This is a genomic window from Streptomyces sp. NPDC000075, from assembly GCF_040301925.1.
Lineage (GTDB): Bacteria > Actinomycetota > Actinomycetes > Streptomycetales > Streptomycetaceae > Streptomyces > Streptomyces polychromogenes.
In genome coordinates, this window is record NZ_JBEPFL010000047.1 from 1 (window position 1) to 24373 (window position 24373).

A 24373-nucleotide genomic window follows, 5' to 3' on the forward strand; every position below is an offset into this window, starting at 1 on the left:
TCCTTCGACATCGACGCCAACGGCATCATGCACGTGACCGCGAAGGACCTCGGCACGGGCAAGGAGCAGAAGATGACCGTCACCGGCGGCTCCTCGCTCGGCAAGGACGAGGTCGACCGCATGCGCCAGGAGGCGGAGCAGTACGCGGACGAGGACCTGCGCCGCAAGGAGGCCGCCGAGTCCCGCAACCAGGGCGAGCAGCTCGTCTACCAGACGGAGAAGTTCCTCGCGGACAACGCGGAGAAGGTCCCGGCCGAGGTCAAGACCGAGGTGGAGACGGCCGTCACCGAGCTGAAGGACAAGCTCAAGGGCGAGGACACCGCCGAGATCCGCACCGCCACGGAGAAGCTCGCCGCGGTCAGCCAGAAGCTCGGCCAGGCCATCTACGCCGACGCGCAGGCCGCCCAGGCCGCCGGCGGCGCCGGTGACGCGGGCCAGGCCAAGGCCGACGACGACGTCGTCGACGCCGAGATCGTCGACGAGGACAAGCCGAAGGGCGGCCAGGTCTGATGTCGGAGGAGACCCCGGGCTTCGACGAGAAGCCCGAAGTCCCCACCGGCGCGGACGACGCCGAGCCGAAGGCCGCCGACTCCTCCAAGGAGAAGGAGGCGGCCCCGGCCGGGGACGCAGCTCAGGACGTAGCGCTTCTGGCGCAGCTCGACCAGGCCCGTACCGCGCTCGGCGAGCGCACCGCGGACCTCCAGCGGCTCCAGGCCGAGTACCAGAACTACCGCCGCCGCGTGGAGCGGGACCGGGTCGCCGTCAAGGAGATCGCGGTCGCGAACCTGCTGTCGGAGCTCCTCCCGACCCTGGACGACATCGGCCGGGCCCGGGAGCACGGCGAGGTGGTCGGCGGCTTCAAGTCGGTGGCCGAGTCGCTGGAGACGGCCGCCGCCAAGATGGGGCTGCAGCAGTTCGGCAAGGAGGGCGAGCCCTTCGACCCGACGATCCACGAGGCCCTGATGCACTCGTACGCGCCGGACGTCACCGAGACGACCTGCGTGGCGATCCTGCAGCCGGGGTACCGGATCGGCGAGCGTACGATCCGCCCCGCGCGGGTCGCGGTGGCCGAGCCCCAGCCGGGCGCGGCCCCCGCCGCGAAGTCCGAGTCCGCCGACGGCGACACGCCGTCCGACAAGGACACGGATGCCCCCGACAAGGGCTGACGCACACCATGTAGGTATCCGAGAGGAGGGTCACCGGGGATGAGCACGAAGGACTTCGTCGAGAAGGACTACTACAAGGTCCTCGGTGTCCCGAAGGACGCCACCGAGGCCGAGATCAAGAAGGCGTACCGGAAGCTCGCCCGCGAGTTCCACCCGGACGCCAACAAGGGCGACGCCTCGGCCGAGGCGCGCTTCAAGGAGATCTCCGAGGCGAACGACGTCCTCGGCGACGCCAAGAAGCGCAAGGAGTACGACGAGGCGCGCGCCCTGTTCGGCAACGGGGGCTTCCGCCCCGGTCCGGGCGGGGGCGGCTCGTTCAACTTCGACCTGGGCGACCTCTTCGGGGGCGCCCAGGGCGCCGGCCAGGGCGGCTTCGGCGGCGGTCTCGGCGACGTCTTCGGCGGCCTGTTCAACCGAGGCGCCGGCGCCGGTGCGGGCACCCGCACCCAGCCGCGCCGAGGCCAGGACATCGAGTCCGAGGTCACGCTCTCCTTCACCGAGGCCGTGGACGGGGCGACCGTCCCGCTGCGGATGTCCTCGCAGGCCCCCTGCAAGGCCTGTTCGGGCACCGGCGACAAGAACGGCACGCCCCGCGTGTGCCCGACCTGCGTCGGCACCGGACAGGTCTCCCGGGGCAGCGGCGGCGGCTTCTCGCTGACCGACCCCTGCGCGGACTGCAAGGGCCGCGGCCTGATCGCGGAGAACCCCTGCGAGGTCTGCAAGGGCAGCGGTCGCGCCAAGTCCTCCCGGACCATGCAGGTCCGGATCCCGGCGGGCGTCTCCGACGGCCAGCGGATCCGGCTGCGCGGCAAGGGCGCCCCGGGCGAGCGCGGCGGCCCGGCGGGCGACCTCTACGTCGTCGTGCACGTCGGGACGCACCCGGTGTTCGGCCGCAAGGGCGACAACCTCACGGTGACCGTGCCCGTCACGATCGCCGAGGCGGCCCTGGGCGCCGACATCAAGGTCCCCACCCTGGGCGGCCCGGCGGTGACGCTGAAGCTGCCCCCGGGCACCCCGACGGGCCGTACGATGCGGGCCCGCGGCAAGGGCGCGGTCCGCAAGGACGGCACCCGGGGCGACCTGCTGGTCACGGTGGAGGTCGCGGTACCGGCGGAACTGTCCGACAAGGCCCGCGAGGCCCTGGAGATGTACCGGGACGCCACCGGGGACGAGGACCCGCGCGCCCTGCTGTTCGAGTCCGCGAAGGGAGCTTGACATGGAAGGCCGCCGACGACAGTCCCGCTTCGGTGACGGGGCTTACCAGTTGACCGACGAGACCCCGGTCTACGTGATCTCGGTGGCCGCCCAGCTCTCGGGACTCCATCCGCAGACCCTCCGCCAGTACGACCGCCTCGGCCTGGTCTCCCCGGACCGCACGGCCGGGCGCGGCCGGCGCTACTCGGCCCGGGACATCGAGCTGCTGCGCACGGTGCAGCAGCTGTCCCAGGACGAGGGCATCAACCTGGCGGGCATCAAGCGGATCATCGAACTGGAGAACCAGGTGGCCGCGCTCCAGCAGCGCGTCGCCGAACTGTCCGCCGCCGTGGACGGGGCGGCCGCCGCGCTCCAGGCCCGCGAGGCCGCGGTGCACGCCTCGTACCGCCGCGACCTGGTCCCGTACCAGCCGCCGCAGCCGGGCAGTGCCCTGGTCGTCTGGCGCCCCAAGCGCCCGATGGACTGACGGCCCGGCCGGCGGCCCGGCTGAAGGCCCGCGCCGACGGCCGGACCGCCGGCGCGGTCGGCAGAGCGTACGAAGGCCCCGTCCGGGCCCCTCACGGGGTCCTGGACGGGGCCTTCGGCATATTCCCCGGGGATGACCCCCGGAACGCCTCGGCGGGGCGCCGTGAGCCCCTCAGCGGGCCCCCTGGAAGCCCGTGGCGGCCTCCGCGTCGCCCTCGCTGTGCAGGATGCCGGACTGGGCGATGAGATAGCCCAGCTGCGCCCTGCTGCCGCTGCCGAGGGCGTTGGCCAGCTTCGCGATGTGGGCGCGGCAGGTGCGTACGTTCATCCCGAGGCGGCGGGCGATCGCCTCGTCGACGTGCCCCTCGATGAGGAGCTGGGCGATGGAGCGCTGGACGCCCGATATGCCGTCGGGGCTGTGGGTGTACGTGACCTCGTCGGTGAGGGGGACGGCCCGGCGCCACAGCTGTTCGAAGACCCGGATCAGATAGTCGATCAGCCCCGGGTGGCGCAGTTCGAGGGCCACTTTCCGGTCATCGCTCGCCGGGATGAAGGCCACCGTACGGTCGAAGATCATGAGACGCTCTATGAGCTCTTCCAGCGTGCGGATCTCCACCTTGCCCGTGGACACCCGGTCCACGTAGGCGAGAGTGCCCTGACTGTGCCTCACGGTGTGCTGGTAGAGCGTGCGGATGCTGACCCCGCGGTCGATCAGCGGCTGGGCGCGTTCCAGGGCCTCGGAGAGGATGAACGAGGACCTGCCGCCGCCCGGCTGGACGGTCAGGGCCTCGGTGTGGCACTCGGCGGTGGCCAGGTCGAGGGCCGCGTTGATCTGGTCGAATCCCTCCAGCACCGTGATGGCGTGGGTGTTGGCGGGGCTCTGGGCGCTGATGGTGAGGAACGGCTCGAACGCGTCGGTCAGTTCGACGGCGGTGCGCCTGCGGTCCTGGATCTCCCGTTCGAGGGGATGGAGCCGCTGGGCGAGCGCGACGGACGGGGGAACCGCGCGGAGCTGGTTGGCGTCATCCGGGTCGGGTCGCAGGAGGGCGAATTCGAGCAGGCAGGGGGCGTTCCTGACCTCGCCGCGGGCGATGCGGCCGGTGCTCAGGGCCGCGGCGTACACACGCGCTCCCTCGGCGCACATCTCCGTGACGGGGTGGCGATGTGTCGGGTTTGTCTCGCTTCTTACCAAATCTCCACCCCCCAGGGTCCTGAACATGTAAGAACATGATGCATCGTCCCTGTGGCACTGACGTGCCTGAATGAGCCATCGTCTGACAGTGCGGGGGAGAGGATTCCATCAAGTGAGGACGAAGCCGACCATGTATAAGAGAATGCTTCGCTCGGCGCTTGCCGTTGTTTTCTCCGCCGTTGCGGTCTTCGGGACGGCCGCCGCCGTCGGCGGGGGCGCGGGAAGCGCGGGACCGGCTGCTCTCGCGGCCTCCGGTCCGGCCGGTAAGCCCGACCTCGGCTGGGACGTGGCCCCCAGCTCGCGTACCGAAGCCCTCGGTACCGATCTCGGCTGGGACACCATGCCTGCGAAGGCAGCCTGATGACCCCCGACGACCGCGACTTCCGGCGAGAGATGGCATCGGCGTACCGCTCCGGCTGGCAGTTCATCGACCTCGCGACGGCGATCCCCTACGCCGGCGACTCGCTGATGGTCACCCTGTTCGGCCAGCCGATCGTCATCGTGCGCGAGGAGGACGAGGACGTCCGTGCCTACCGCTGCCTGCGCCGCCCCCGGGGCGCACCGCAGCCCGTCCGCTGTGAAGTGCGGTACGGCATGGTCTTCGTCAACCTCGATCAGCGTGATCACCAGCTCTTCGAACCCGATATCACCACCGCCACCCCCCGCAGTGCCTGAGGCGATTCCCCCGTCGTTGCAGATCGCTCCAGGTGCTACCCCCACACAACGGCGCCATCGTGGACCTGACCACGATGGCGCCGTTGTGCTGTCCGCGTCCAGTGCCCGAACCGGACATCCCGCCGGGGATTCGCTGAGAACCGCTAGCGGGCCGCTTGAGGACCGCTCGAATCCGGCCGTTTTTCCTCAGGCGCGCCCCATGGCCCGGTCGAGGACGATCTCCAGGACCACCCGGTCCGGGTTCGGCGAGGGCGTGCGCCCGTACCGCTCCGCGTAGCGGCGTACCGCGTCGGCGACCGAGGCCTCGTCCGTACGGACCACCGCGCGCCCCTCCAGGGTGGCCCAGCGCCGGCCCTCCATCTGGCACACCGCCACGCGCGCGGCGCCGTCCGGCGCCTCCAGCACGTTGCGCACCTTCTTGCTGTGCTTGCTGCTGATCACCCGTGCGATCCCGGCCTCCGGGTCGTAGGTCACGCCCACCGGGACCACGTGCGGGGTGCCGTCGGGCCGGGGGGTGGTCAGGGTGCAGACGTGCCGCTCCCGCCAGAAGGCGAGGTATGCGGGCGTCGGGTTGAGTACGTCGTGGACCGGCTTCGAAACAGGCATGGTCCGAAGCATAGGTGCGCACCGAAACCGGCCTTGAGTGGAATAGACTCAACTTTGCAGACGCTGAACCTGTCAGAGTTACGCACCCGCCCCGCCGGAGAGGAGAACCGAGAGTGGACGCCGAGCTGACCAACAAGAGCCGTGACGCGCTGAACGCGGCCACCAGCAGGGCCGTCAAGGACGGCCACGCCGACCTGACCCCCGCGCACCTGCTGCTGGCCCTGCTCGCCGGCGAGGACAACGAGAACATCACCGACCTGCTCGCCGCGACCGAGGCCGACCAGGCCGCCGTCCGCGCCGGCGCGGAGCGGCTGCTCGCCGCCCTGCCCAGCGTCACCGGCTCCACGGTCGCGCCGCCGCAGCCCAGCCGCGACTTGCTCGCCGTGCTCGCCGAGGCCGACTCCCGGGCGAAGGCCCTCGGCGACGACTACCTCTCCACCGAACACCTCCTCATCGCCGTCGCCGCCAAGGGCGGCCGGGCCGGTGAGGTCCTTTCCGACCAGGGCGCGACCGCGAAGAAGCTGCTGGCCGCCTTCGAGAACGCACGAGGAGGACGGCGGGTGACCACCCCCGACCCCGAGGGCCGGTACAAGGCCCTGGAGAAGTTCGGCACCGACTTCACGGCCGCCGCCCGCGAGGGCAAGCTCGACCCCGTCATCGGCCGCGACCACGAGATCCGGCGCGTCGTCCAGGTCCTCTCGCGCCGCACGAAGAACAACCCGGTGCTCATCGGCGAGCCCGGCGTCGGCAAGACCGCCGTCGTCGAGGGCCTCGCCCAGCGCATCGTCAAGGGCGACGTCCCCGAGTCCCTGAAGAACAAGCGGCTCGTCTCCCTCGACCTCGGCGCGATGGTCGCCGGCGCGAAGTACCGGGGCGAGTTCGAGGAGCGCCTCAAGACCGTCCTCGCCGAGATCAAGTCGAGCGAGGGCCAGATCATCACCTTCATCGACGAGCTGCACACCGTCGTCGGCGCCGGCGCCGGCGGGGACTCCGCCATGGACGCGGGCAACATGCTCAAGCCCATGCTGGCCCGCGGCGAGCTGCGGATGGTCGGCGCCACCACCCTCGACGAGTACCGCGAGCGCATCGAGAAGGACCCGGCGCTGGAGCGCCGCTTCCAGCAGGTGCTGGTCGCCGAGCCCACCGTCGAGGACACCATCGCCATCCTGCGCGGCCTCAAGGGCCGCTACGAGGCCCACCACAAGGTCGTCATCAACGACAGCGCCCTCGTCGCCGCCGCCACCCTCTCCGACCGGTACATCACCTCCCGCTTCCTCCCCGACAAGGCCATCGACCTCGTCGACGAGGCCGCCTCCCGGCTGCGCATGGAGATCGACTCCTCCCCGCTGGAGATCGACGAGCTCCAGCGCTCCGTCGACCGGCTGCGCATGGAGGAGCTGGCGCTGCGGAACGAGTCCGACCCGGCCTCGATCGAGCGCCTGGACAAGCTGCGCAAGGACCTCGCCGACAAGGAGGAGGAGCTGCGCGGCCTCACCGCCCGCTGGGAGAAGGAGAAGCAGTCCCTCAACCGGGTCGGCGAGCTCAAGGAGCGCCTGGACGACCTGCGCGGCCAGGCCGAGCGCGCCCAGCGCGACGGGGACTTCGACTCCGCCTCCAAGCTGCTCTACGGGGAGATCCCCGCGCTGGAGCACGAGCTGGCCGAGGCCACGGAGGAGGAGGCGGAGGCCAAGGCAGGCCCGGTCAAGGACAGCATGGTCAAGGACGAGGTCGGCCCGGACGACATCGCGGACGTGGTCGGCGCCTGGACCGGCATCCCGGCCGGCCGCCTCCTGGAGGGGGAGACCCAGAAGCTCCTGCGCATGGAGGAGGAGCTGGGGCGCCGCCTGATCGGCCAGACCGAGGCCGTACGGGCCGTCGCCGACGCCGTGCGCCGCACCCGGGCCGGCATCGCCGACCCGGACCGGCCGACCGGCTCGTTCCTCTTCCTGGGCCCCACGGGCGTCGGCAAGACCGAGCTGGCCAAGGCCCTCGCGGACTTCCTCTTCGACGACGAGCGGGCCATGGTTCGCATCGACATGTCGGAGTACTCCGAGAAGCACAGCGTGGCCCGGCTCGTCGGCGCCCCGCCCGGCTACGTGGGCTACGAGGAGGGCGGCCAGCTCACCGAGGCCGTCCGCCGCCGCCCGTACAGCGTGGTGCTGCTGGACGAGGTCGAGAAGGCCCACCCGGAGGTCTTCGACATCCTCCTCCAGGTGCTCGACGACGGCCGCCTCACCGACGGCCAGGGCCGCACCGTCGACTTCCGCAACACCATCCTGATCCTGACCTCGAACCTGGGCAGCCAGTTCCTCGTGGACCCGGTCGCCACGCCCGAGGACAAGAAGGAACGCGTCCTGGAGGTGGTCCGGGCGAGCTTCAAGCCGGAGTTCCTCAACCGCCTGGACGACCTCGTCGTCTTCTCGGCCCTCACCCGGGACGAGCTGGCGCACATCGCCGAGCTCCAGATCGCCCGCCTGGCGAAGCGCCTCGCCGACCGCCGCCTGGCCCTGGACGTCACGCCCGAGGCCCTGGCCTGGCTGGCCGACAAGGGCAACGACCCGGCGTACGGCGCCCGCCCGCTGCGCCGCCTGATCCAGACGGCGGTGGGCGACCGCCTGGCCAAGGAGATCCTCTCCGGCGAGGTCAGGGACGGCGACACGGTCCGCGTCGACGTGGCCGGCGACGACCTGCTGGTCGGCCGGGCCCTGTAAGGGGCCGGGTCTTCGACGTCGACCGGTTCCAGGACGTGCCGCGGGCGGGGGAGGCCGCCCGGCGGGCGTAGCAGTGTCGCACCGGTAAGGACCGCCGGGCACTCCTGTCCGCCCGGAGCGGATCGGTGGTGCGGGGGTGGACAGGGGGTGGGCGCGATGGTGGAGGATGGCTGTATCCGCACGAAGGGAAGTACACGGTGAGCATCGACCCGGCCTCGATTCCGAACTTCGGGGGGCAGCCCGAACCGCAGCCCACAGGACCGGCGGGCCCCGTCGTCCCCGACCAGGATCTGGTGAAGCAGCTCCTGGAGCAGATGGAGCTCAAGTACGTCGTCGACGACGAGGGTGACCTCGCGGCGCCGTGGGAGGACTTCCGGACGTACTTCATGTTCCGCGGCGAGGGCGAGCAGCAGGTCTTCTCCGTCAGGACCTTCTACGACCGTCCGCACGCGATCGACGACAAGCCGCAGCTGCTCGAGTCGATCGACGACTGGAACCGCCGCACCCTGTGGCCCAAGGTCTACAGCCACACGCACGACGACGGCTCCGTCCGGCTGATCGGCGAGGCGCAGATGCTGATCGGCACCGGCGTCAGCCTGGAGCACTTCGTGTCCTCCACGGTCAGCTGGGTCCGCGCGTCGATCGAGTTCGACAAGTGGCTCATCGAGCAGCTCGGCCTGGAGAAGGAGGTCGACTCCGCGGAGGGCGACTCCGAGGACGGGGACGACGCGTAGGCGTCCCCGCCCCACGGCCCGCTAGAGGGGTACCTTCGCGATGAGCAGGAGGTACGCCCCGTAGCCGTACGAGAGCCCGGCCAGGCCGGCGGTCACCGCGACCGCCGTGCGGGGCCGGGCTCTCGCCATCGCGGCGGCCGCCGGTAGCAGCAGCGGGAACGCGGGCAGCAGGAACCGCGGCTTCGACTCGAAGAACCCCGCCCCGCCGACGGTGATCACCAGCAGGACCCCCGTGTACACGAGCAGCGGCAGCGGCGCCCGGTCCAGCGGCAGGAGCACCGCGCACAGCACGGCCACGGCCAGCCCGGCCACCGTCACGGCCACCGGGACCGTGACGTTCCCGCCGGTCAGTATCCGGCCCACGGCGGCCACCGTCCCCGCGCCGAAGTCGAAGCGCGAGCCCCACTGCCGCTGGACGGTGAAGTAGCCGAGCGGCTCGTGCCGGCGCACCCCGACGGCCACCACGTACGCCGTCCAGCCCGCGGGCGCCAGCAGCCCGGCCGCCCACACCGCGGGCGCGCGGCCGCCCCTCAGCAGCTCCCGCAGGGCCACGGCGCTCACGGCGGCGGCCACGGCGATCCCGGTGGGCCGGGTCAGCCCGGCGAGCACCGCCAGGGCGGCCGCCCAGAGCCAGCGCTCGCGCAGCAGGGCGTACAGGGCCCAGGCGGCCAGCGCGCACAGCAGCGGCTCGGTGTAGGCGAGGGTCAGCACCACCGCGTGCGGCAGAGAGGCCCACAGCGCGACGAGCAGCACCCCGGCCCGCGGCCCGAGCAGCCGCTCCCCGATCCGGTACACCCCGGCGGCGGCGGCGCCCGCCGCCGTCCAGGCCACCGCCAGGGCGGCGACGGGGCCGCCGCCGAAGAGGTGCGTCAGCACCGGGAACAGCGGGAAGAAGGCGGCGTCGCTCTGGATGGAGTCGGAGGCGGGCCACATCTGGGTGCGCCCGTAGCCGTGGGCGGCGATGGACAGGTACCAGAAGGAGTCCCAGGAGCCGCCGAGCACCTTCACGGGGTCGCGCCCGGCCCACCAGGCCCCGAGGGCGATCACCAGCGCCCCGCCCCCGCGCACGGCGGCGAACACCGCGAGAGCCCGCCCGGTGGCCCGGGCGGGCTCCCGCCGCCACGGGGCCGGTGCGGGGGCGGGCGCGGTCCGTCTCGTCGTGGCGTCCATGCCGGGCCCTAGAGGGCCCTGAGGCGGTCCACGGCTTCGCGGAGGACCTCCGTCTTCTTGCAGAAGGCCCAGCGGACCTGGGTGGCGCCGGCCTCGCGGTCGTCGTAGAAGACCTGGTTCGGGATGGCGACCACCCCGCAGCGCTCGGGCAGGGCGCGGCAGAAGGCCAGGCCGTCCTTCTCGCCCAGGGGTGAGACGTCGGTGGTGATGAAGTAGGTGCCCTGCGGGCGGAAGACCCGCAGGCCGGCGGCGGTGAGTCCGTCGGCGAGCAGGTCGCGCTTGGCGGCGAGGTCGGCGCGGAAGGCGTCGTAGTAGGTGTCGGGGAGGGCGAGGGCCTCGGCGACGGCGTACTGGAAGGGGCCGGAGGAGACGTAGGTGAGGAACTGCTTCGCCGAGCGGACGGCCGAGACCAGTGCGGGCGGGGCGGTGATCCAGCCGACCTTCCAGCCGGTGAAGGAGAAGGTCTTGCCGGCGGAGGAGATGGTGACGGTGCGCTCGCGCATCCCGGGCAGGGAGGCCAGCGGGGTGTGGGCGCCCTCGAAGACCAGGTGCTCGTAGACCTCGTCGGTGACGACGAGGAGGTTCCGCTCGACGGCGAGTTCGGCGATGGCGGCGAGTTCCGCGGGGGTGAGGACGGTGCCGGTCGGGTTGTGCGGGGTGTTGAGCAGCAGCAGGCGGGTGCGCGGGGTGACGGCGTCGCGCAGGGCGTCGAGGTCGGGGCGGAAGTCCGGGGCGCGCAGGGTGAGCGGGACGCGGACGGCGCCCGCCATGGCGATGCAGGCGGCGTAGGAGTCGTAGAAGGGCTCCAGGGCGATGACCTCGTCGCCCGGTTCGAGGAGGGCAAGGAGGGCGGCGGCGATGGCCTCGGTGGCGCCCGCGGTGACCAGCACCTCGGTGTCGGGGTCGTGGTCGAGGTTATAGAAGCGCCGCTGGTGGGCGGCGATCGCCTCGCGGAGTTCGGGGACGCCGGGGCCCGGCGGGTACTGGTTGCCGCGGCCGTCGCGGATCGCCCGGACGGCCGCTTCGGCGACCTCGGCGGGGCCGTCGGTGTCGGGGAAGCCCTGGCCGAGGTTGATGGACCCGGTGCGGGCGGCCAGCGCCGACATCTCCGCGAAGATCGTGGTGCCGAAGGCCGCGAGGCGGCGGTTCAGGAAGGGGCGGTCGCTGCCCACGGGTGCGCTCATGGGCGCCATCCTGCGGGGAACCTCTGGAGTTGCTCAAGTGTGCTTTGGCGGGTTTGGCCTGCGGGCATCCCCCCTGCACGCGGGACGAGGGGATCCCGCGCCCCCGGGGGACCGGGGCGTCGGTCAGGAAGGGGGCGAGGACATGGTCGTCGTCGTGGTCATCGTCGCGGCGATCGCGGGCGTGGTCGTCTGGGTCGCGAAGAAGCTCTCCGGCGGAGGCGGCGGATTCGGCAGCGGCGGGGGTTCCGGTGGCAGCTGGTGGGCGGGCGGCGGGGGCTCCTCGTCCTCCTGCGGCTCCTCCTCGTCGTGCGGTTCCTCGTCCTCCTGCGGGTCGTCCTGCGGCTCGTCCTGCGGTGGCGGCGGGTGCGGGGGCAGCTGACACTGGAACGGTGCGGCCGCGGGCCGCGTGGACAGGGCGCCCGGTGGGGACAACTTCCTTCGGGCGTCTTCTTGTTCGGGTGCGTACGAAGGCGTACGGACGGCCTGTTCTTGAACACGTGAACCGGGTAGCCCCCGAGGGGATGTAAACCCCGTCAAGTTGGGTAAAAACGCTGTGAGTGCCGTGCCTTTCATGATTCCCTCGGTTGAGTAGACCAGTCCTCGGAGGACCTCCCTGGACTTCTCCCCCAGCTACCGCTGGGGGCGACCCCCAGGACCCGTGCCGGTGTCCCCCCACCCGTTGCATACCGCTGGCGGGCCCCGGCCCCTCTCCCTCGCGCGTTTGCGGAGCCGACTCATGCTCACGACCCTCCAGACCACCTACACCGACACGCGTGCCGCCGATCTCGCCTGGGCCCTGGGACGCGACCGGCTGCCCGCCCTGGCCGTACTGAACCTCCAGCTCCAGGACGCGAAGGTGGAGTTGCGTCTGCTCGGCGCCTCCCATCAGGTGCTCCTGGAGGAGGGCGAGGTGCGCTGCTCGGAGACGGTCGCCTGCATGCCCGGCAGCCGTACGCCGCTGCCGCTGGGCGTGGCGAAGCGGGTGGGGGACTGGGAGTACGAGTTCGCCGCGCGCGTCGAGACCCTCTCGCGCGGCTCCTTCGCGGGACGGGCCCAGGAGCTCCTCGCCCTGGTCGCGGACCACCCGAACGGCCTAGCGGGGACCTTCCCGGGCGACCCGCACGCCTTCACCGCGATGCTCGCGCAGCGGCACGAGGGGCAGGTGCGCTGGCGGACCTGGCACGCGTATCCGCAGGAGGGGCAGCTGGTGGCGACCCGCACCCGGGTGGGCGTGCGGATGGGGGCTCCGGTCTAGCGTCCGTCCCGTACGCCACGTTGCGTAGGGATTACGCCAACTGGCGGGATCAGTGGGGCACTTACACCCATGTGGGTGACAGGGTGTCAGTGGGCGGTGACGTACGGTTCGCTGCATGATCGACCGTTCCGCCCCCCGCGGGGTGCTCCCGGCGGCGGAGCCGCGGGGCGTGCAGACCGTCCAGGCCGCCCTGCCCGTACAGCCCCGGACCGGCCGACTCCTCGTCCTGGCCACGGTGTTCGTCTGCGCCGCCTGCGGGCTCGTGTACGAACTGGAGCTGCTCGCCCTCGGCTCGTACCTCATCGGCGACTCCGTCACCCAGGCGTCGGTCGTGCTGTCCGTCATGGTCTTCGCCATGGGCGTCGGCTCGCTCCTCGCCAAACGGCTGCGCGCCCGGCCCGCCTTCGGGTTCGCCGCCATCGAGGCCGGGCTCGCCCTGCTCGGCGGCTTCTCCGCCATGGCCCTCTACGCGAGCTTCGCCTGGCTGGGCGAGTCCCGGCCCGCGCTCGTCGCGTTCTCCTTCGCCATCGGGGTCCTCATCGGCGCCGAGATCCCCCTGCTGATGGTCCTCATCCAGCGCATCCGCAGACAGGACGCCGGCGGGGCCGTCGCCGACCTGTTCGCCGCCGACTACGTGGGCGCCCTGGTCGGCGGGCTGGCCTTCCCCTTCCTGCTGCTCCCCGTGCTCGGCCAGCTCACCGGGGCCATGCTCACCGGCACCGTCAACGCCGTCGTCGGCGGCGGGCTCGTCCTGTGGCTGTTCCGCCGCGACCTCAGCCGGCGCTGCCGCTGGCTGCTCCTCGCGGTCAACGCCCTGGTGCTCGCCGGGCTGGCCTGCGCCACCCTGCTCGCCGACGACTTCGAGCGGGTCGCGCGCACCGCCGTCTACGGCGGCGAGGTACGGGTCGCGGTGCAGACCGGGGTGCAGGAGCTGGTGCTGACCGGCCCCTCCACCGGCTCCCCGCGCTCCCTCGACCTCTACCTCGACGGGCGGCTGCGGGTCAGCGGCTACGACGAGTACCGCTACCACGAGGCCCTGGTCCACCCCGCGATGACCGGCCCGCACGCCCGGGTCCTGGTCCTCGGCGGCGGTGACGGGCTCGCCGCCCGCGAGGTGCTGCGCTACCCGGACGTCGCCTCCGTCACCGTCGTCGAGCTCGACCCCGGGGTGGTCGAGCTCGCCCGCACCGATCCCATGCTCTCCGCCCTCAACGGGCGCGCCTACGAGGACCCGCGCCTGGGCGTCGTCTCCCAGGACGCCTTCCGCTGGCTGCGGGGGCCCGCCGCGCGCGACCGGTTCGACGTGATCGTCTCCGACCTCCCCGACCCGGGGATCACCCCGAGCACCAAGCTGTACTCGCAGGAGTTCTACGGGCTGGCCGCGCGGGCCCTGAACCCCGGCGGGCGCATCGCCGTGCACGCCGGGCCGCTGACCACCCGGCCCCGTACGTACTGGACCGTCGAGTCCACCCTGCGCGCCGCCGGCCTGCTCACCACCCCCTACAGCGCGGGCGGCCGCCTCTCCGGCTTCGCCGCCGGGCCCGACCGCACCCTCGGCGGCTCCGACGCCCCGCCGCAGGACTGGGGCTTCGTCCTCGCCTCCCGGGACCGGGTCCCCGAGCTGCGGGTGGACCGCGACACGCCCGCCCTGCGCGCGGTGTCCACCCGGGGCCTCCAGGACGCCGCCCGGGACGCGGCCCGCACCCGGCTGACCGGCCTGCCGCCCTCCACGCTCCCGCACCCGCGCTACTCCTGAGCCGCGGGGGCGTCGCGTCCGTGTGCAGGGGCGGCTCTCGTCGGTAGGCTCGACCGCATGGAGCATCAGGTGTTCGTCCCGGTACCGGCAGACGATCTGCGCGCCGTGCTGCGCGACCCCGCCCGGGTGGCGCGCTGCGTGCCCGGCCTCCAGCGGGACGCCGACTCCGGCCCGGCGGCGGACTCGGGCCCGGCGGCGGGCTCCGGGGAGGACGCCGGTGTCGTCGGTGGGGGCGCGGGTTCCGGCGGGGATGGCGGCCCGGGCTCCGGCGGGCCGGTCGCCGGGCGGCTGCGGCTGCGCGTCGGCTCGGCCACCGTGACCTACCGGGGGACGCTGGCGGTGACCGAGCGGGATCCGGAGCACTTCACCGTGCGGGGCGAGGGCGCCGAGGTCCGGGGCTCCGGCAGCGCCACGCTCGCCATCGGGCTGAGCCTGACCCCCCACGAGGGCGGTACCCGGCTGGAGTTCGACGTGACCGCCACCGCCGACGGGCGGGCCGCGGCCTTCGACGCCGAGGCCCTGACCACCGCCCTCCGGCGGCTCCTCGACCGGCTCTGCGCGAACCTGGCCGAAGCCGCCGGACCGTGGAAACCGGAGGAGTCCGCGCCGGAGGAGGGCGGCGGACCGGAGGCGGTCGCGGAGTCCGTGTTCGACGCCGAGGTGCCCCCGCCGTCCCTCGACCCCTTCCTGGACGAGGACTTCCCCGACCTGCCCGACCTGCCCGACTTCGCCGGGCTCCCGGAGCTCGACGGGACCGGGGAGGGCGCCGCGGCCGGTGCGGCCGCCGTCCCCGGCGATCCCACCGCCCCGGCGAACCCCCCGGCCGAGGCCGCCCACGCCCGCCGCACGATGATCGGCCGCAGCGCCGAGGAGGTCGACCACGCGCCGCCGCGCGGCCGTTACGCCCCCGTCCCGGCCCCTTCGGCCGGCGGCAGCGGTCCCGCCCTGCGCTGGATCGCCCCTGCGGCGGCCCTGGCCCTGGCCTCGGCGGTGGTCGTCGGACGAGCGCTGCGCCGCCGTCGCTGAACCGCCGCCGAGCCGTTGTTGAGCGGCCGCCGACCCCGGTCGCCGTAGGGTCGGCCGTATGAGTACGCAACTGAGCGCCGGCGGCGCCGACATCACCATCGACCAGGAGAACGGCTGCCGGATCGGCAGCCTGCGCGTCGACGGCGTGGAGCTGCTGCGCCAGGGACCGCGCTACGGGTCCTTCCCGATGGTCCCCTGGTGCGGCCGCACCGAGAACGGCCGGTTCCGCGACGGCGGCACCCTCCACCAGCTGCCCGTCAACCACCCCCCGCACGCCATCCACGGCCTCGGCCGCGACCTGCCCTGGCGGACCGCCGGCGTGACCGGCACCGGGGCGGCCTTCTACTTCGACCTGGCCGACCCCTGGCCGTACGCGGGCCGGGTTACCCAGGTCTTCGAGCTGGCCGGGGACTCACTGAAGATCACCCTGGGCGTGGAGACGTACCAGGACTCCTTCCCGGCCCAGGCCGGCTGGCACCCCTGGTTCAACCGCACCCTGACCAGCGGCGGCGAGGAGGCTCGGATCGCCTTCGAGCCCGCCTGGCAGGAGGAGCGCGGGGAGGACCACCTGCCCACCGGCCGCCGGATCGACCCCCTCCCCGGCCCCTGGGACGACTGCTTCGGGATGCCCTACGGGGTGGACGTCACCCTCACCTGGCCCGGGCAGCTGGAGCTGAAGGTCGCCAGCCCCGCCGAATGGGTGGTCGTGTACGACGAGGAGCCCGAGGCCGTCTGCGTCGAACCGCAGTCGGGTCCGCCGAACGGCCTGAACACCCTTCCGCGCCTGGTCACCCCGGTGGACCCGCTGGAGGTCTCCACGACCTGGACCTGGCGCCGGCTCGGCTAGCGTCCAACTAAGCTCGACGGCATGAGTGACGTACGTGATGCGCTTCTGCAGCAGATCAAGGACAAGGCCGTCGTGCACGGCAAGGTGACCCTCTCCTCCGGCAAGGAGGCCGACTACTACATCGACCTCCGCCGCATCACCCTCGACGGCGAGGCCGCCCCGCTGGTCGGTCAGGTCATGCTCGACCTGACCGCCGACCTTGAGTTCGACTGCGTCGGCGGTCTGACCCTGGGCGCCGACCCGGTCGCGACCTCGATGCTGCACGCCTCCGCCGCGCGCGGCGGCCGCCTGGACGCCTTCGTGGTCCGCAAGGCGCAGAAGGCGCACGGCATGCAGCGCCGGATCGAGGGCACGGACGTCAAGGGCAGGCGCTGCCTGGTCGTCGAGGACACCTCCACCACGGGCGGCTCCCCGCTGACCGCCGTCGAGGCGGTCCGCGAGGCCGGCGGCGAGGTCGTCGCCGTCGCCACCATCGTGGACCGCGGCGCGGCCGAGGCCATCGCCGGCGCGGGCCTGCCCTACCTCACCGGGTACGAGCTCGGAGACCTGGGCCTGGTCTGACCCTCCCCCGGGCGGCCCGGACGTCTCGGATCGTGGTCGCGAAGGGGTGGTGACGCGGTCACGGAGCGGCTTCGGCGCAACTGGTGACGAAGGTCCCCGGAAGCCCAAGCTCCGCTCCTGACCTGCACCTTTTCGGAAGGGCCGGGTGTTTCACGTGAAACACCCGGCCCTTCTCGCCGTACGAGGGCCGTCACGCGGGGTGGAGTGATGCGCCGAGTCTGGAAAGATAGGCGCGACGTCTGACGTCGCCCCCAGGTCAGGGCCCGCAATAAGCACACTCCCCGCACATCCAAGGAGCGGACAGATGCCCATCGCAACCCCCGAGGTCTACAACGAGATGCTCGACCGGGCGAAGGCAGGCAAGTTCGCCTACCCGGCCATCAACGTGACCTCGACCCAGACCCTGCACGCTGCGCTGCGCGGCTTCGCGGAGGCCGAGAGCGACGGCATCATCCAGATCTCCACCGGCGGTGCCGAGTTCCTGGGCGGCCAGTACAACAAGGACATGGTGACCGGCGCGGTCGCCCTGGCCGAGTTCGCGCACGTCGTCGCCGCCAAGTACGACATCACGGTCGCGCTGCACACCGACCACTGCCCCAAGGACAAGCTGGACGGCTACGTCCGCCCGCTGCTCGACATCTCCGCCGAGCGCGTGGCCAAGGGCCTGAACCCGCTCTTCCAGTCGCACATGTGGGACGGCTCCGCCGAGACCCTGGCCGACAACCTGGCCATCGGCCAGGAGCTGCTCGCCAAGGCCGCCGCCGCGAAGATCATCCTCGAGGTCGAGATCACCCCGACCGGCGGCGAGGAGGACGGCGTCAGCCACGAGATCAACGACGAGCTGTACACCACCGTCGAGGACGCGATCCGCACCGCCGAGGCCCTGGGCCTGGGCGAGAAGGGCCGCTACCTGCTGGCCGCCTCCTTCGGCAACGTGCACGGCGTCTACAAGCCCGGCAACGTCGTCCTGCGTCCCGAGCTGCTCAAGGACCTCCAGCAGGGCGTCGGCGAGAAGTACGGCAAGGCCAGCCCGTTCGACTTCGTCTTCCACGGCGGCTCCGGCTCCACCGAGCAGGAGATCGCCACCGCGCTGGAGAACGGCGTCGTGAAGATGAACCTCGACACCGACACCCAGTACGCCTTCACCCGCCCCGTCGCGGACCACATGTTCCGCAACTACGACGGTGTCCTGAAGGTCGACGGCGAGGTCGGCAAGAAGAACACCTACGACCCGCGCACCTGGGGCAAGCTGGCCGAGGCGAGCATGGCCAAGCGCGTCCTCCAGGCCTGCGGTGACCTGCGCTCCACGGGTACCAAGCTGAAGTAGTCCCCGGCGCTCCCAGCGCCCCGGGCCTCGAAGGGGGTCCGCCCGTCCGGAAACGGACGGGCGGACCCCCTTTTCCGTGCGCGTGAGGTGACATACGCCGGTGGACGTCCGCCCGGGCGATGGTGTGGAATCAACCCAGCAGAAACGTACCCGTGGGAATGTAAAGCCGGCGGGTCAGGAGAGGCGACGCCACATATGAGGACAGAGCGACCCCAGGTCAAGCAGGACAGGGCGGTGCGCACCCGCCGCGCCATCCTGGACGCGGCGGCCGTGGTGTTCGAGGAGCACGGCTACGACGCGGCCAAGCTCTCGGACATCGTCAACATCGCCAAGGTGACCAAGGGCGCCCTCTACTTCCACTTCGAGTCGAAGGAGGGCCTGGCCCAGTCCGTCATAGACGCCCAGAACCAGGGGCAGCCGCAGGCCCTGCCGCAGCAGTACAAGGCGCAGGAGTTCATCGACATCGGCATGGTCTTCTCGCACCAGATGCGGCACGAGGTGCTGATCCGGGCGAGCGCCCGGCTGACCCTGGACCAGACGGGCCCCCACCTCGACCGGGTGACGCCCTATGAGACCTGGATCGAGCTGAACGCGGCCGTGCTGTCCGAGGCCCGGCGGCGCGGGGAGCTGCTGCCCGGCGTGGACCCGGTCGTCCCCGCCCGGCTGATCGTCGGCGCGTACGCGGGGCTGAACACCATGTCGCACACCCTCGGCCTCGACCTGGACGCCCAGGTCGCCGAGCTCTACACGCACGTGATGCCGAACGTGGTGGTCCCCGCCGTGGCGATCCGGCTGGACAGCGCCCCCGGGCGCGGCGCGCGGGCGCTCTACGGGCCGCAGGGCGTCCACCCCTGCCGGGTCGGCTGCGCGAACGGGGTGCTCCCGGCCGGCGGCGGCGACGGCGACGGATGCGCGCAGGTCGAGGACGGCGGTCCCACGGTCTGAGACGTCCCGTCCGCCACGCGCCCCGCCCTCTTCCCAAAAAGATCCTTCCGGGTATGATTTTTTTGCTCGCCTGCCCAGGGAGAACACTGTGGACATTGAGGTACTCGGCACACCTCGGGTCACCGAGAACGGTGTGCCCATCACCGCCCCCACCGCGGCGTCCCGGCACGTCCTGGCCGCCCTCGCGGCCTGTCCCGACCGCCTCGTCCCGGTCTGCGTGCTCGCCGACGAGCTCACCCGCCACACCCCGCCCGAAGACTCCCGGGCCGTCCTGCACACCGCCGTGCGCCGGCTGCGCGAGCGGTTCGCGGAGGCGCTCGGGGCCGGCTCGGTTCGTACCCCGGAGACGGTTCTGTGCGCCCGGCCCGGCGGTTACCTCCTCGACACCGGCGGCGGCCGCTGCGACGTCCGCGAGTTCGAACGGGAGGCCGGAGCCGGCTACCGGGCCATGGGCCGCGGGGACTTCGCGCAGGCGGCCTTAAGGCTGCGCCGCGCCCTCGACCTGTGGACCGGCCCCGCCCTGGACGGCATCGACGCCGGGACCTGGCTGCGCGGCCGCACGGCCTCCCTGGAGGCCGACCGGCTCACCGTGCTCGGCCAGTGGGTCGAGGCCGAACTCGCCCTCGGCCACCACGGCGAACTGCTCCTGGAACTCGCGGGCCTGCGCGGCGCCGGCGGCCAGCGCCCCGACGGCGCCTACCTGGCGGCCCTGCGCCGGGCCGAAGCCCGCGTCACCACCCTGCGCGCCGCCCTCCCCGCCCCCGGGATCCCCCTCGCGGGGGCGGTGCGCCGCTGACGGCCCGCCTTCGGCCCCTGCTTGACCCACCGCCGCCCGGAACCTAGGTTCGGGACGGGACGCGGGGAAAACGGCTGGTCGGAGGGGGCGCAGGATGCGCGGGGACGACGCGGGCGCACTGGCCGTACTGGAACTGCTCGCCCAGGACGCCCCGCCGGACCGGTACGACGCGCTGCTCACCGAGGCGCGCGCGGCCGGAGCCGACGACGCCGCCCTCGACGGGCTCACCCGCGCCCTGGAACTGGCCCGCTCGGTCCAGGCCCGCGCGAGCCGCAGCCGGCAGCGCGAGGCCGCCCTCACCGCGCTCGTCGACACCGCGCACGACCTGACGTCCCCCTTCGACATCGACGGCCTGCTCCGCCTGATCACCCGCCGCGCCCGCCGTCTCCTCGGCTTCGACATGGCCTGGCTGTCCCTGAGCCGCCCGGACGGATCGGCGTACGTCCGCACCTCCGAGGGCGAGACGACCGCCCTCAACGTGGGTCTCGAACTCGGCACCGGGCGCGGCCTCGGCAGCATCGCGCAGGCCCGCCGCTCCCCGGTGTGGACCCCCGACTACCTCGCCGACCCCACCATCGCGCACGCCCCCGGCATCGACGCCGTCGTCGAGGCGGAGAGCCTCCACGCGATCATCGCCGTCCCGCTGCGCCGCGGGGACTCCACGCTCGGCGCCCTCTACGGCTCCGACCGCGCCGTACGGCAGTTCACGCCGGACGAGATCGGCATCATGCTCTCCCTCGCCGACCTGGCCGCCGTCGCCATCGAGAAGGCCCGGCTGCTGGAGCAGACCCGCGACCAGGTGAGCGAGCTGGAGGCCTTCGGCTCGCGCACGAACACCGCCCTCACCCGCGTCCGTTACCTGTGGGAGTGCCACGCCCGGCTCGCCGGGCTCGTCCTGGACGGCGCCGGGCTGCCCACCCTCGCCCGGGCCACGGCCGACGCGCTGGACGGGGTGCTCCAGGTACGCGACCCGGGCGGGCGGCCGCTGACGGCGACCGGGGAACTGCCCGGCCTGGACGAGGAGGACGTCACCAAGGGGGCCCTCCAGGCGCTCACCGACCGGCGCCCCGTCCGGCTGCCCGGCGACCTGTGGCTGGCCCCCGTCCTGGCCGGGGCCGAGGACCTCGGGGTGCTGCTGCTCAGCGCCTCGGCCCCGCTCGCCGACGAGGACGTCCGGCTGCTCCAGCTGGCCGCCCAGTCCGTGGCCTGCCTGATGCTCATCCAGCGCGGCACCGCCGCCGCCGAGGGGCCCGTCCACGACGAACTCCTCGCCGACCTCCTCGACCGGCCGCACTCCGTCGACCCGCACCTGCTCGAACGCACCCGCCGGCTCGGCATCGACCTCGACCGCCCGCACGTGGTCGTCGTCGCCCGGCCCGAGGGCGGCGAGCTCGGCAAGGCCGTCGCCTGGGCCACCTCGTACGCGTACCGGATGGGCGGCCTCAAGGGGGTCCGCCGGGGCTGCATCGTCCTCGTGCTGCCCGGCACCGACGCCTCCGCCGCCGCCCACCGGGCCTCCGGCGAGCTGTCCCCGCTGCTCGGTCACGCGGTGTCCACCGGCGCCGCCGGACCCACCGGCGGCCCCGGCGAGGTGGCCCGCGTCTACGCCGAGGCGGTGCGCTGCCTCGACGCGCTGACCGCCCTCGGCGGGGCCGGGGGCACGGCCTCCCTGCGCGAACTGGGCTTCCTCGGCCTGCTGCTGTCCGCCGACCACGACGTGGAGGCGTACATCGCCGGCACCATCGGCCCCGTCCTGGAGTACGACACCGACCGGCCGACCGAGCTGACCCGCACCCTGGAGGCGTACTTCGCCTCCGGGGCCAGCCCCACGCACGCCGCCGAGGCGCTGCACGTCCACCCCAACACGGTCTCCCGCCGGCTGGAGCGCATCGCCGAACTGCTCGGCCCCGACTGGCAGAAGCCCGCCCGGGCGCTGGAGATCCAGATGGCGCTGCGGCTGCGCAGGACCCGTACCGTCCTCCACGACCGCCGCACCGACGCCCGCCGGCCGGGGACCTCTCCCTACGCGGCCCCGTACGAGGCCCCGTAGCCCTCCGTCCCCGTCAGCGCGCGGGCGGCGTGCGCCACCGAGGCCAGGGTGACGTGCCGGTGCCAGCCCGGCAGCGCCCGCCCGGCGAAGTCCCGCAGCCCCGCCTCCTGTCCGCTGTGCTCGGCGGCGAAGGCCACCCGCCGGCCCTGCTTGGTCAGCCGCAGCAGCGGTCCCACCGGCAGCCGCACCAGGTCCGTCACCCACATCTGCGACGGAGCGCGGCGCGGGTCCGTCCACTCGCCGACCAGCAGCAGGTGGCGCCGGCGGGCCGGGGAGGGGTCGGGCATCATCACCCGCACCGCGACCGCCAGGGTGCTGCGGTGCCGGCCGCCGCCGGCCGCCGGGTCCGGGTCGGTCCACTCCACCGGCGTGCTGAGCCCCTTCACCGACTGCAGGACGTCCCGCGCGCAGCGGACGCCCGCGCCGTGCCCGGGCAGCGCCGGATCGGTGACGAGCAGCGGGGTGGAGGGGCCGACCCGGGCGATGACGGGCAGCCCGGCTTCGGCGAAACGGTTCATCGTGGAGCGCGTCCCGATCTGCCGGATGTCCAGCACCACCGGCCGCACCGGGCTCCCGCTGCGCCGCACCGTCGAGATCACGGCGGCCGCCGCGGCCTCCTCGTACGCGGCCCGCGCGCTGTGCTCGCCCGCGGCCCCCGGGGCGTGCTCCTGCGCGTGCTCCTCCTCCGGCAGGTACATCTCCCAGCCCACCGGTGTGGCCAGCGCGGCCGAGGCGAACCAGGTCCCGAACGCCTGCTGCCCCCGGAACATCTGGCCCTGGTGCGGGTCGAAGCGGTGGGCCACGCCGACCGAGTGCTCCCCGCCCTTCGGGATGGCCATCGGCTGCGCCACCCACGCCGTCAGCGGACTGGCCGCCTCCAGGAACCGGGAGAGGTTGGCGCGGATCGGCTGCCAGTCCCAGGTGGAGCTGGAGATGAAGTGGTGCATGCTCTGCTCGGCCGCCCCGCCGCCGACCTGGCCCGCGATCCCGCGCATCGACTTGCGGCCGGGGAGGGCGAGCAGCCCCCGTACGTACTGCCGGCCCTTCTCCCGCTGGTCCTTGCGGCGTAGTGAGGACAGGACGACGGCGCACAGGTCGTCGGCCGCCTCCCGGGCCGCCTCCCGGGCCGGATCCGGCCGCCCCGTCCCGCCGCCGTTCCCGTACCCGCTTCCCGTCCCCGTTCCGCTTCCCGTCCCCGTCCCGCTTCCCGTCCCCGTCCCCGTTCCGGTCCCCCTCCCCGCTCCCGTCACGTCCCCCGTGATGGTGCTGGTGCCGCTCATGGTTGTGGTGCTGCTCATGACCGCTTTCACGACATGCCCCCTCGGCGTGCGTCCACTGCCCCTCTACCGTCCGACGAGGAACCCCCGTTGGGGGAGGTGTGCCGGTCACCGCGCTCGCCCGAGGGGTGGTGGGGTCCCCACCACCCCCCGGAGACTTGACGGACTGCCGGCCCGGACCTGGCCGGATCACCGCAGATCGGGCACGGTCGGGACGCATGGCGCCGGCGCGGACGGCGCGAGCGGGCGGGAGGGGCGGCGTGCAGTTCGGCATCTTCTCCGTCGGCGAGCTCGCACCCGATCCCCGGGCCGGCCGCATGCCGACCGAGCACGAGCGGATCCGGGCCATGACCGCCCTCGCCGTCCGCGCCGAGGAGGCGGGCCTCGACGTCTTCGCCACCGGCGAGCACCACAGGCCGCCCTACGTCTGCTCCTCCCCGGCCACGCTGCTCGCGTACGTGGCCGCCCGCACCCGGCGGCTGATCCTCTCCACCGCCACCACCCTGATCACCACCAACGACCCGGTGCGCGTCGCCGAGGAGTACGCGCTGCTCCAGCACCTGGCGGGCGGACGCCTCGACCTGATCGCCGGCCGCGGCGACACTCCCGACGTCTACCCCTGGTTCGGCCAGGACCTCCGCGAGGCCCTCGCGCTCGCCCGTGAGAACTACGCCCTGCTGCACCGCCTCTGGCGCGAGACCGACGTCGACTGGCGGGGCCGCTCCCGCGCCCGTCTGGACGGCTTCACCTCCACGCCCCGCCCGCTGGACGGCGTACCGCCCTTCGTGTGGCACGCCTCGGTGCGCTCCCCGGAGGCCGCCGAGCGGGCCGCGTACTACGGCGACGGCTTCTTCGCCGCCAACCTCCTCGCGCCCGTCGAGCACTACGCCCGCCTGATCGGGCTCTACCGCACCCGCTACGCGGAGCACGGCCACGGCACCCCCGAGCAGGCCGTCGTCGGACTCGGCGGCCAGCTGTTCGTCCGGGCCCGCTCACAGGACGCGCTGAGCGAGTTCCGCCCGTACTTCGACCGCTCGCCGGCCCACGCGGGGCACTGGTCCCTGGAGGAGTGCGCGGCCCGGACCCCGCTGGCCGTCGGCAGTCCCGGCGAGGTCATCGAGAAGATCCTTGGCCACCGGGAGGCCTACGGGCACTGCCAGCGCCAGCTCTTCGCCGTGGACCACGCCGGGATCCCGCTGGAGACGGCGCTGGAGCAGATCGACATCCTCGGCGAGCACATCGTCCCGGTGCTGCGCCGCGAGCTCGCCGCGAGCCGCCCGCCCACCGCCCCCGCGCCGCCCCGCCACCCGGCGGCGGGCGGCCGGCCCGCGGCCCCCGCCGCCCGGACGGCCTCCGTCCACACGGCGCCCGCCGATCACCCGGCCCCCGCCGCCCGGCCGCGTCGGACACACTGA

Annotated in this window: 23 protein-coding genes; 17 read left to right on the top strand and 6 right to left on the bottom strand. The window is 73.2% G+C overall.

Annotation, left to right across the window (positions count from 1 at the left end; all coding sequences use genetic code 11):
* The 4 genes from ABT403_RS35190 to ABT403_RS35205 form a co-directional block, all read left to right on the top strand.
* Positions 1–510: Hsp70 family protein (locus tag ABT403_RS35190; protein WP_351650665.1), on the top strand; the 510-nt coding region annotated here is incomplete at its 5' end.
* Positions 510–1166, top strand: a complete 657-nt coding sequence (grpE, locus tag ABT403_RS35195; RefSeq protein ID WP_344169384.1) for a nucleotide exchange factor GrpE — start codon at positions 510–512, stop codon at positions 1164–1166. The genes ABT403_RS35190 and grpE, both read left to right, overlap by 1 nt.
* A gap of 39 nt (positions 1167–1205) precedes the next feature.
* The gene (gene dnaJ, locus ABT403_RS35200; RefSeq protein WP_344169381.1) at positions 1206–2381 is read left to right on the top strand and encodes a molecular chaperone DnaJ; all 1176 of its coding nucleotides are present in this window, start codon (positions 1206–1208) and stop codon (positions 2379–2381) included.
* Between the two features lies 1 nt (position 2382).
* A complete protein-coding gene (locus tag ABT403_RS35205) occupies positions 2383–2847 on the top strand; it encodes a heat shock protein transcriptional repressor HspR (RefSeq protein WP_079428299.1) in 465 nt (154 codons plus the stop codon).
* Positions 2848–3018: 171 nt separating this feature from the next.
* On the opposite strand, the gene ABT403_RS35210 is transcribed toward ABT403_RS35205, so the two are convergent.
* Complete coding sequence (locus tag ABT403_RS35210) at positions 3019–4065, bottom strand: helix-turn-helix transcriptional regulator (RefSeq protein WP_344169376.1); 1047 nt, start codon at positions 4063–4065, stop codon at positions 3019–3021.
* A 333-nt stretch (positions 4066–4398) separates the two neighbouring features.
* On the opposite strand from ABT403_RS35210, the gene ABT403_RS35215 reads away from it, so the two are divergent.
* Complete coding sequence (locus ABT403_RS35215; RefSeq protein WP_042820115.1) at positions 4399–4713, top strand: Rieske (2Fe-2S) protein; 315 nt, start codon at positions 4399–4401, stop codon at positions 4711–4713.
* A gap of 186 nt (positions 4714–4899) precedes the next feature.
* Here the strand turns inward: ABT403_RS35215 and ABT403_RS35220 are convergent, their stop codons facing one another.
* A complete protein-coding gene (locus ABT403_RS35220) occupies positions 4900–5319 on the bottom strand; it encodes a pyridoxamine 5'-phosphate oxidase family protein (protein ID WP_344169371.1) in 420 nt (139 codons plus the stop codon).
* Between the two features lie 113 nt (positions 5320–5432).
* On the opposite strand from ABT403_RS35220, the gene clpB reads away from it, so the two are divergent.
* A complete protein-coding gene (gene clpB, locus ABT403_RS35225; RefSeq protein WP_344169368.1) occupies positions 5433–8030 on the top strand; it encodes an ATP-dependent chaperone ClpB in 2598 nt (865 codons plus the stop codon).
* A 197-nt stretch (positions 8031–8227) separates the two neighbouring features.
* Positions 8228–8764: a type III secretion system chaperone family protein gene (locus ABT403_RS35230; protein WP_344169365.1), complete on the top strand. Its 537-nt coding sequence runs from the start codon at positions 8228–8230 to the stop codon at positions 8762–8764.
* Between the two features lie 21 nt (positions 8765–8785).
* Here the strand turns inward: ABT403_RS35230 and ABT403_RS35235 are convergent, their stop codons facing one another.
* The 3 genes from ABT403_RS35235 to ABT403_RS35245 all read right to left on the bottom strand — a co-directional run bounded on the left by ABT403_RS35235 (position 8786) and on the right by ABT403_RS35245 (position 11550).
* On the bottom strand, positions 8786–9934 hold the full coding sequence (locus tag ABT403_RS35235; protein ID WP_344169362.1) for a hypothetical protein: 1149 nt from the start codon (positions 9932–9934) through the stop codon (positions 8786–8788).
* 8 nt (positions 9935–9942) lie between these two features.
* Positions 9943–11127: a pyridoxal phosphate-dependent aminotransferase gene (locus ABT403_RS35240; RefSeq protein WP_344169359.1), complete on the bottom strand. Its 1185-nt coding sequence runs from the start codon at positions 11125–11127 to the stop codon at positions 9943–9945.
* Positions 11128–11241: 114 nt separating this feature from the next.
* Positions 11242–11550, bottom strand: coding sequence for a hypothetical protein (locus tag ABT403_RS35245; RefSeq protein ID WP_344169356.1), 309 nt, complete (start codon positions 11548–11550; stop codon positions 11242–11244).
* A 304-nt stretch (positions 11551–11854) separates the two neighbouring features.
* Here ABT403_RS35245 and ABT403_RS35250 point away from each other — a divergent pair, with 304 nt between their 5' ends.
* The 9 genes from ABT403_RS35250 to ABT403_RS35290 all read left to right on the top strand — a co-directional run bounded on the left by ABT403_RS35250 (position 11855) and on the right by ABT403_RS35290 (position 21681).
* The gene (locus ABT403_RS35250; RefSeq protein ID WP_344169353.1) at positions 11855–12373 is read left to right on the top strand and encodes a DUF2617 family protein; all 519 of its coding nucleotides are present in this window, start codon (positions 11855–11857) and stop codon (positions 12371–12373) included.
* 115 nt (positions 12374–12488) lie between these two features.
* Positions 12489–14129 (top strand): polyamine aminopropyltransferase, encoded by a 1641-nt coding sequence (locus ABT403_RS35255; RefSeq protein WP_344169350.1) that lies wholly within the window; start codon positions 12489–12491, stop codon positions 14127–14129.
* A 57-nt stretch (positions 14130–14186) separates the two neighbouring features.
* Positions 14187–15155, top strand: coding sequence for an SRPBCC domain-containing protein (locus ABT403_RS35260; protein WP_351650671.1), 969 nt, complete (start codon positions 14187–14189; stop codon positions 15153–15155).
* 58 nt (positions 15156–15213) lie between these two features.
* Positions 15214–16002, top strand: coding sequence for an aldose epimerase family protein (locus tag ABT403_RS35265; protein WP_344169344.1), 789 nt, complete (start codon positions 15214–15216; stop codon positions 16000–16002).
* Positions 16003–16023: 21 nt separating this feature from the next.
* Complete coding sequence (gene pyrE / locus ABT403_RS35270; protein ID WP_344169341.1) at positions 16024–16563, top strand: orotate phosphoribosyltransferase; 540 nt, start codon at positions 16024–16026, stop codon at positions 16561–16563.
* A gap of 304 nt (positions 16564–16867) precedes the next feature.
* Positions 16868–17890: a class II fructose-bisphosphate aldolase gene (fbaA, locus tag ABT403_RS35275; RefSeq protein WP_344169338.1), complete on the top strand. Its 1023-nt coding sequence runs from the start codon at positions 16868–16870 to the stop codon at positions 17888–17890.
* 195 nt (positions 17891–18085) lie between these two features.
* On the top strand, positions 18086–18835 hold the full coding sequence (locus ABT403_RS35280; protein ID WP_344169336.1) for a ScbR family autoregulator-binding transcription factor: 750 nt from the start codon (positions 18086–18088) through the stop codon (positions 18833–18835).
* A gap of 88 nt (positions 18836–18923) precedes the next feature.
* Entirely contained in the window at positions 18924–19631 is a 708-nt protein-coding gene (locus ABT403_RS35285) for an AfsR/SARP family transcriptional regulator (protein WP_344169333.1), read from the top strand.
* 94 nt (positions 19632–19725) lie between these two features.
* Positions 19726–21681 carry a helix-turn-helix domain-containing protein gene (locus ABT403_RS35290; RefSeq protein WP_344169330.1) on the top strand — a complete coding sequence of 652 codons (1956 nt, stop codon included), beginning with the start codon at positions 19726–19728 and terminating at the stop codon, positions 21679–21681.
* Here ABT403_RS35290 and ABT403_RS35295 read toward each other — a convergent pair.
* Positions 21654–22979 carry an IS701 family transposase gene (locus ABT403_RS35295; RefSeq protein ID WP_344169327.1) on the bottom strand — a complete coding sequence of 442 codons (1326 nt, stop codon included), beginning with the start codon at positions 22977–22979 and terminating at the stop codon, positions 21654–21656. The genes ABT403_RS35290 and ABT403_RS35295 overlap by 28 nt on opposite strands.
* 239 nt (positions 22980–23218) lie before the next feature.
* On the opposite strand from ABT403_RS35295, the gene ABT403_RS35300 reads away from it, so the two are divergent.
* On the top strand, positions 23219–24373 hold the full coding sequence (locus ABT403_RS35300) for a CE1758 family FMN-dependent luciferase-like monooxygenase (RefSeq protein WP_344169324.1): 1155 nt from the start codon (positions 23219–23221) through the stop codon (positions 24371–24373).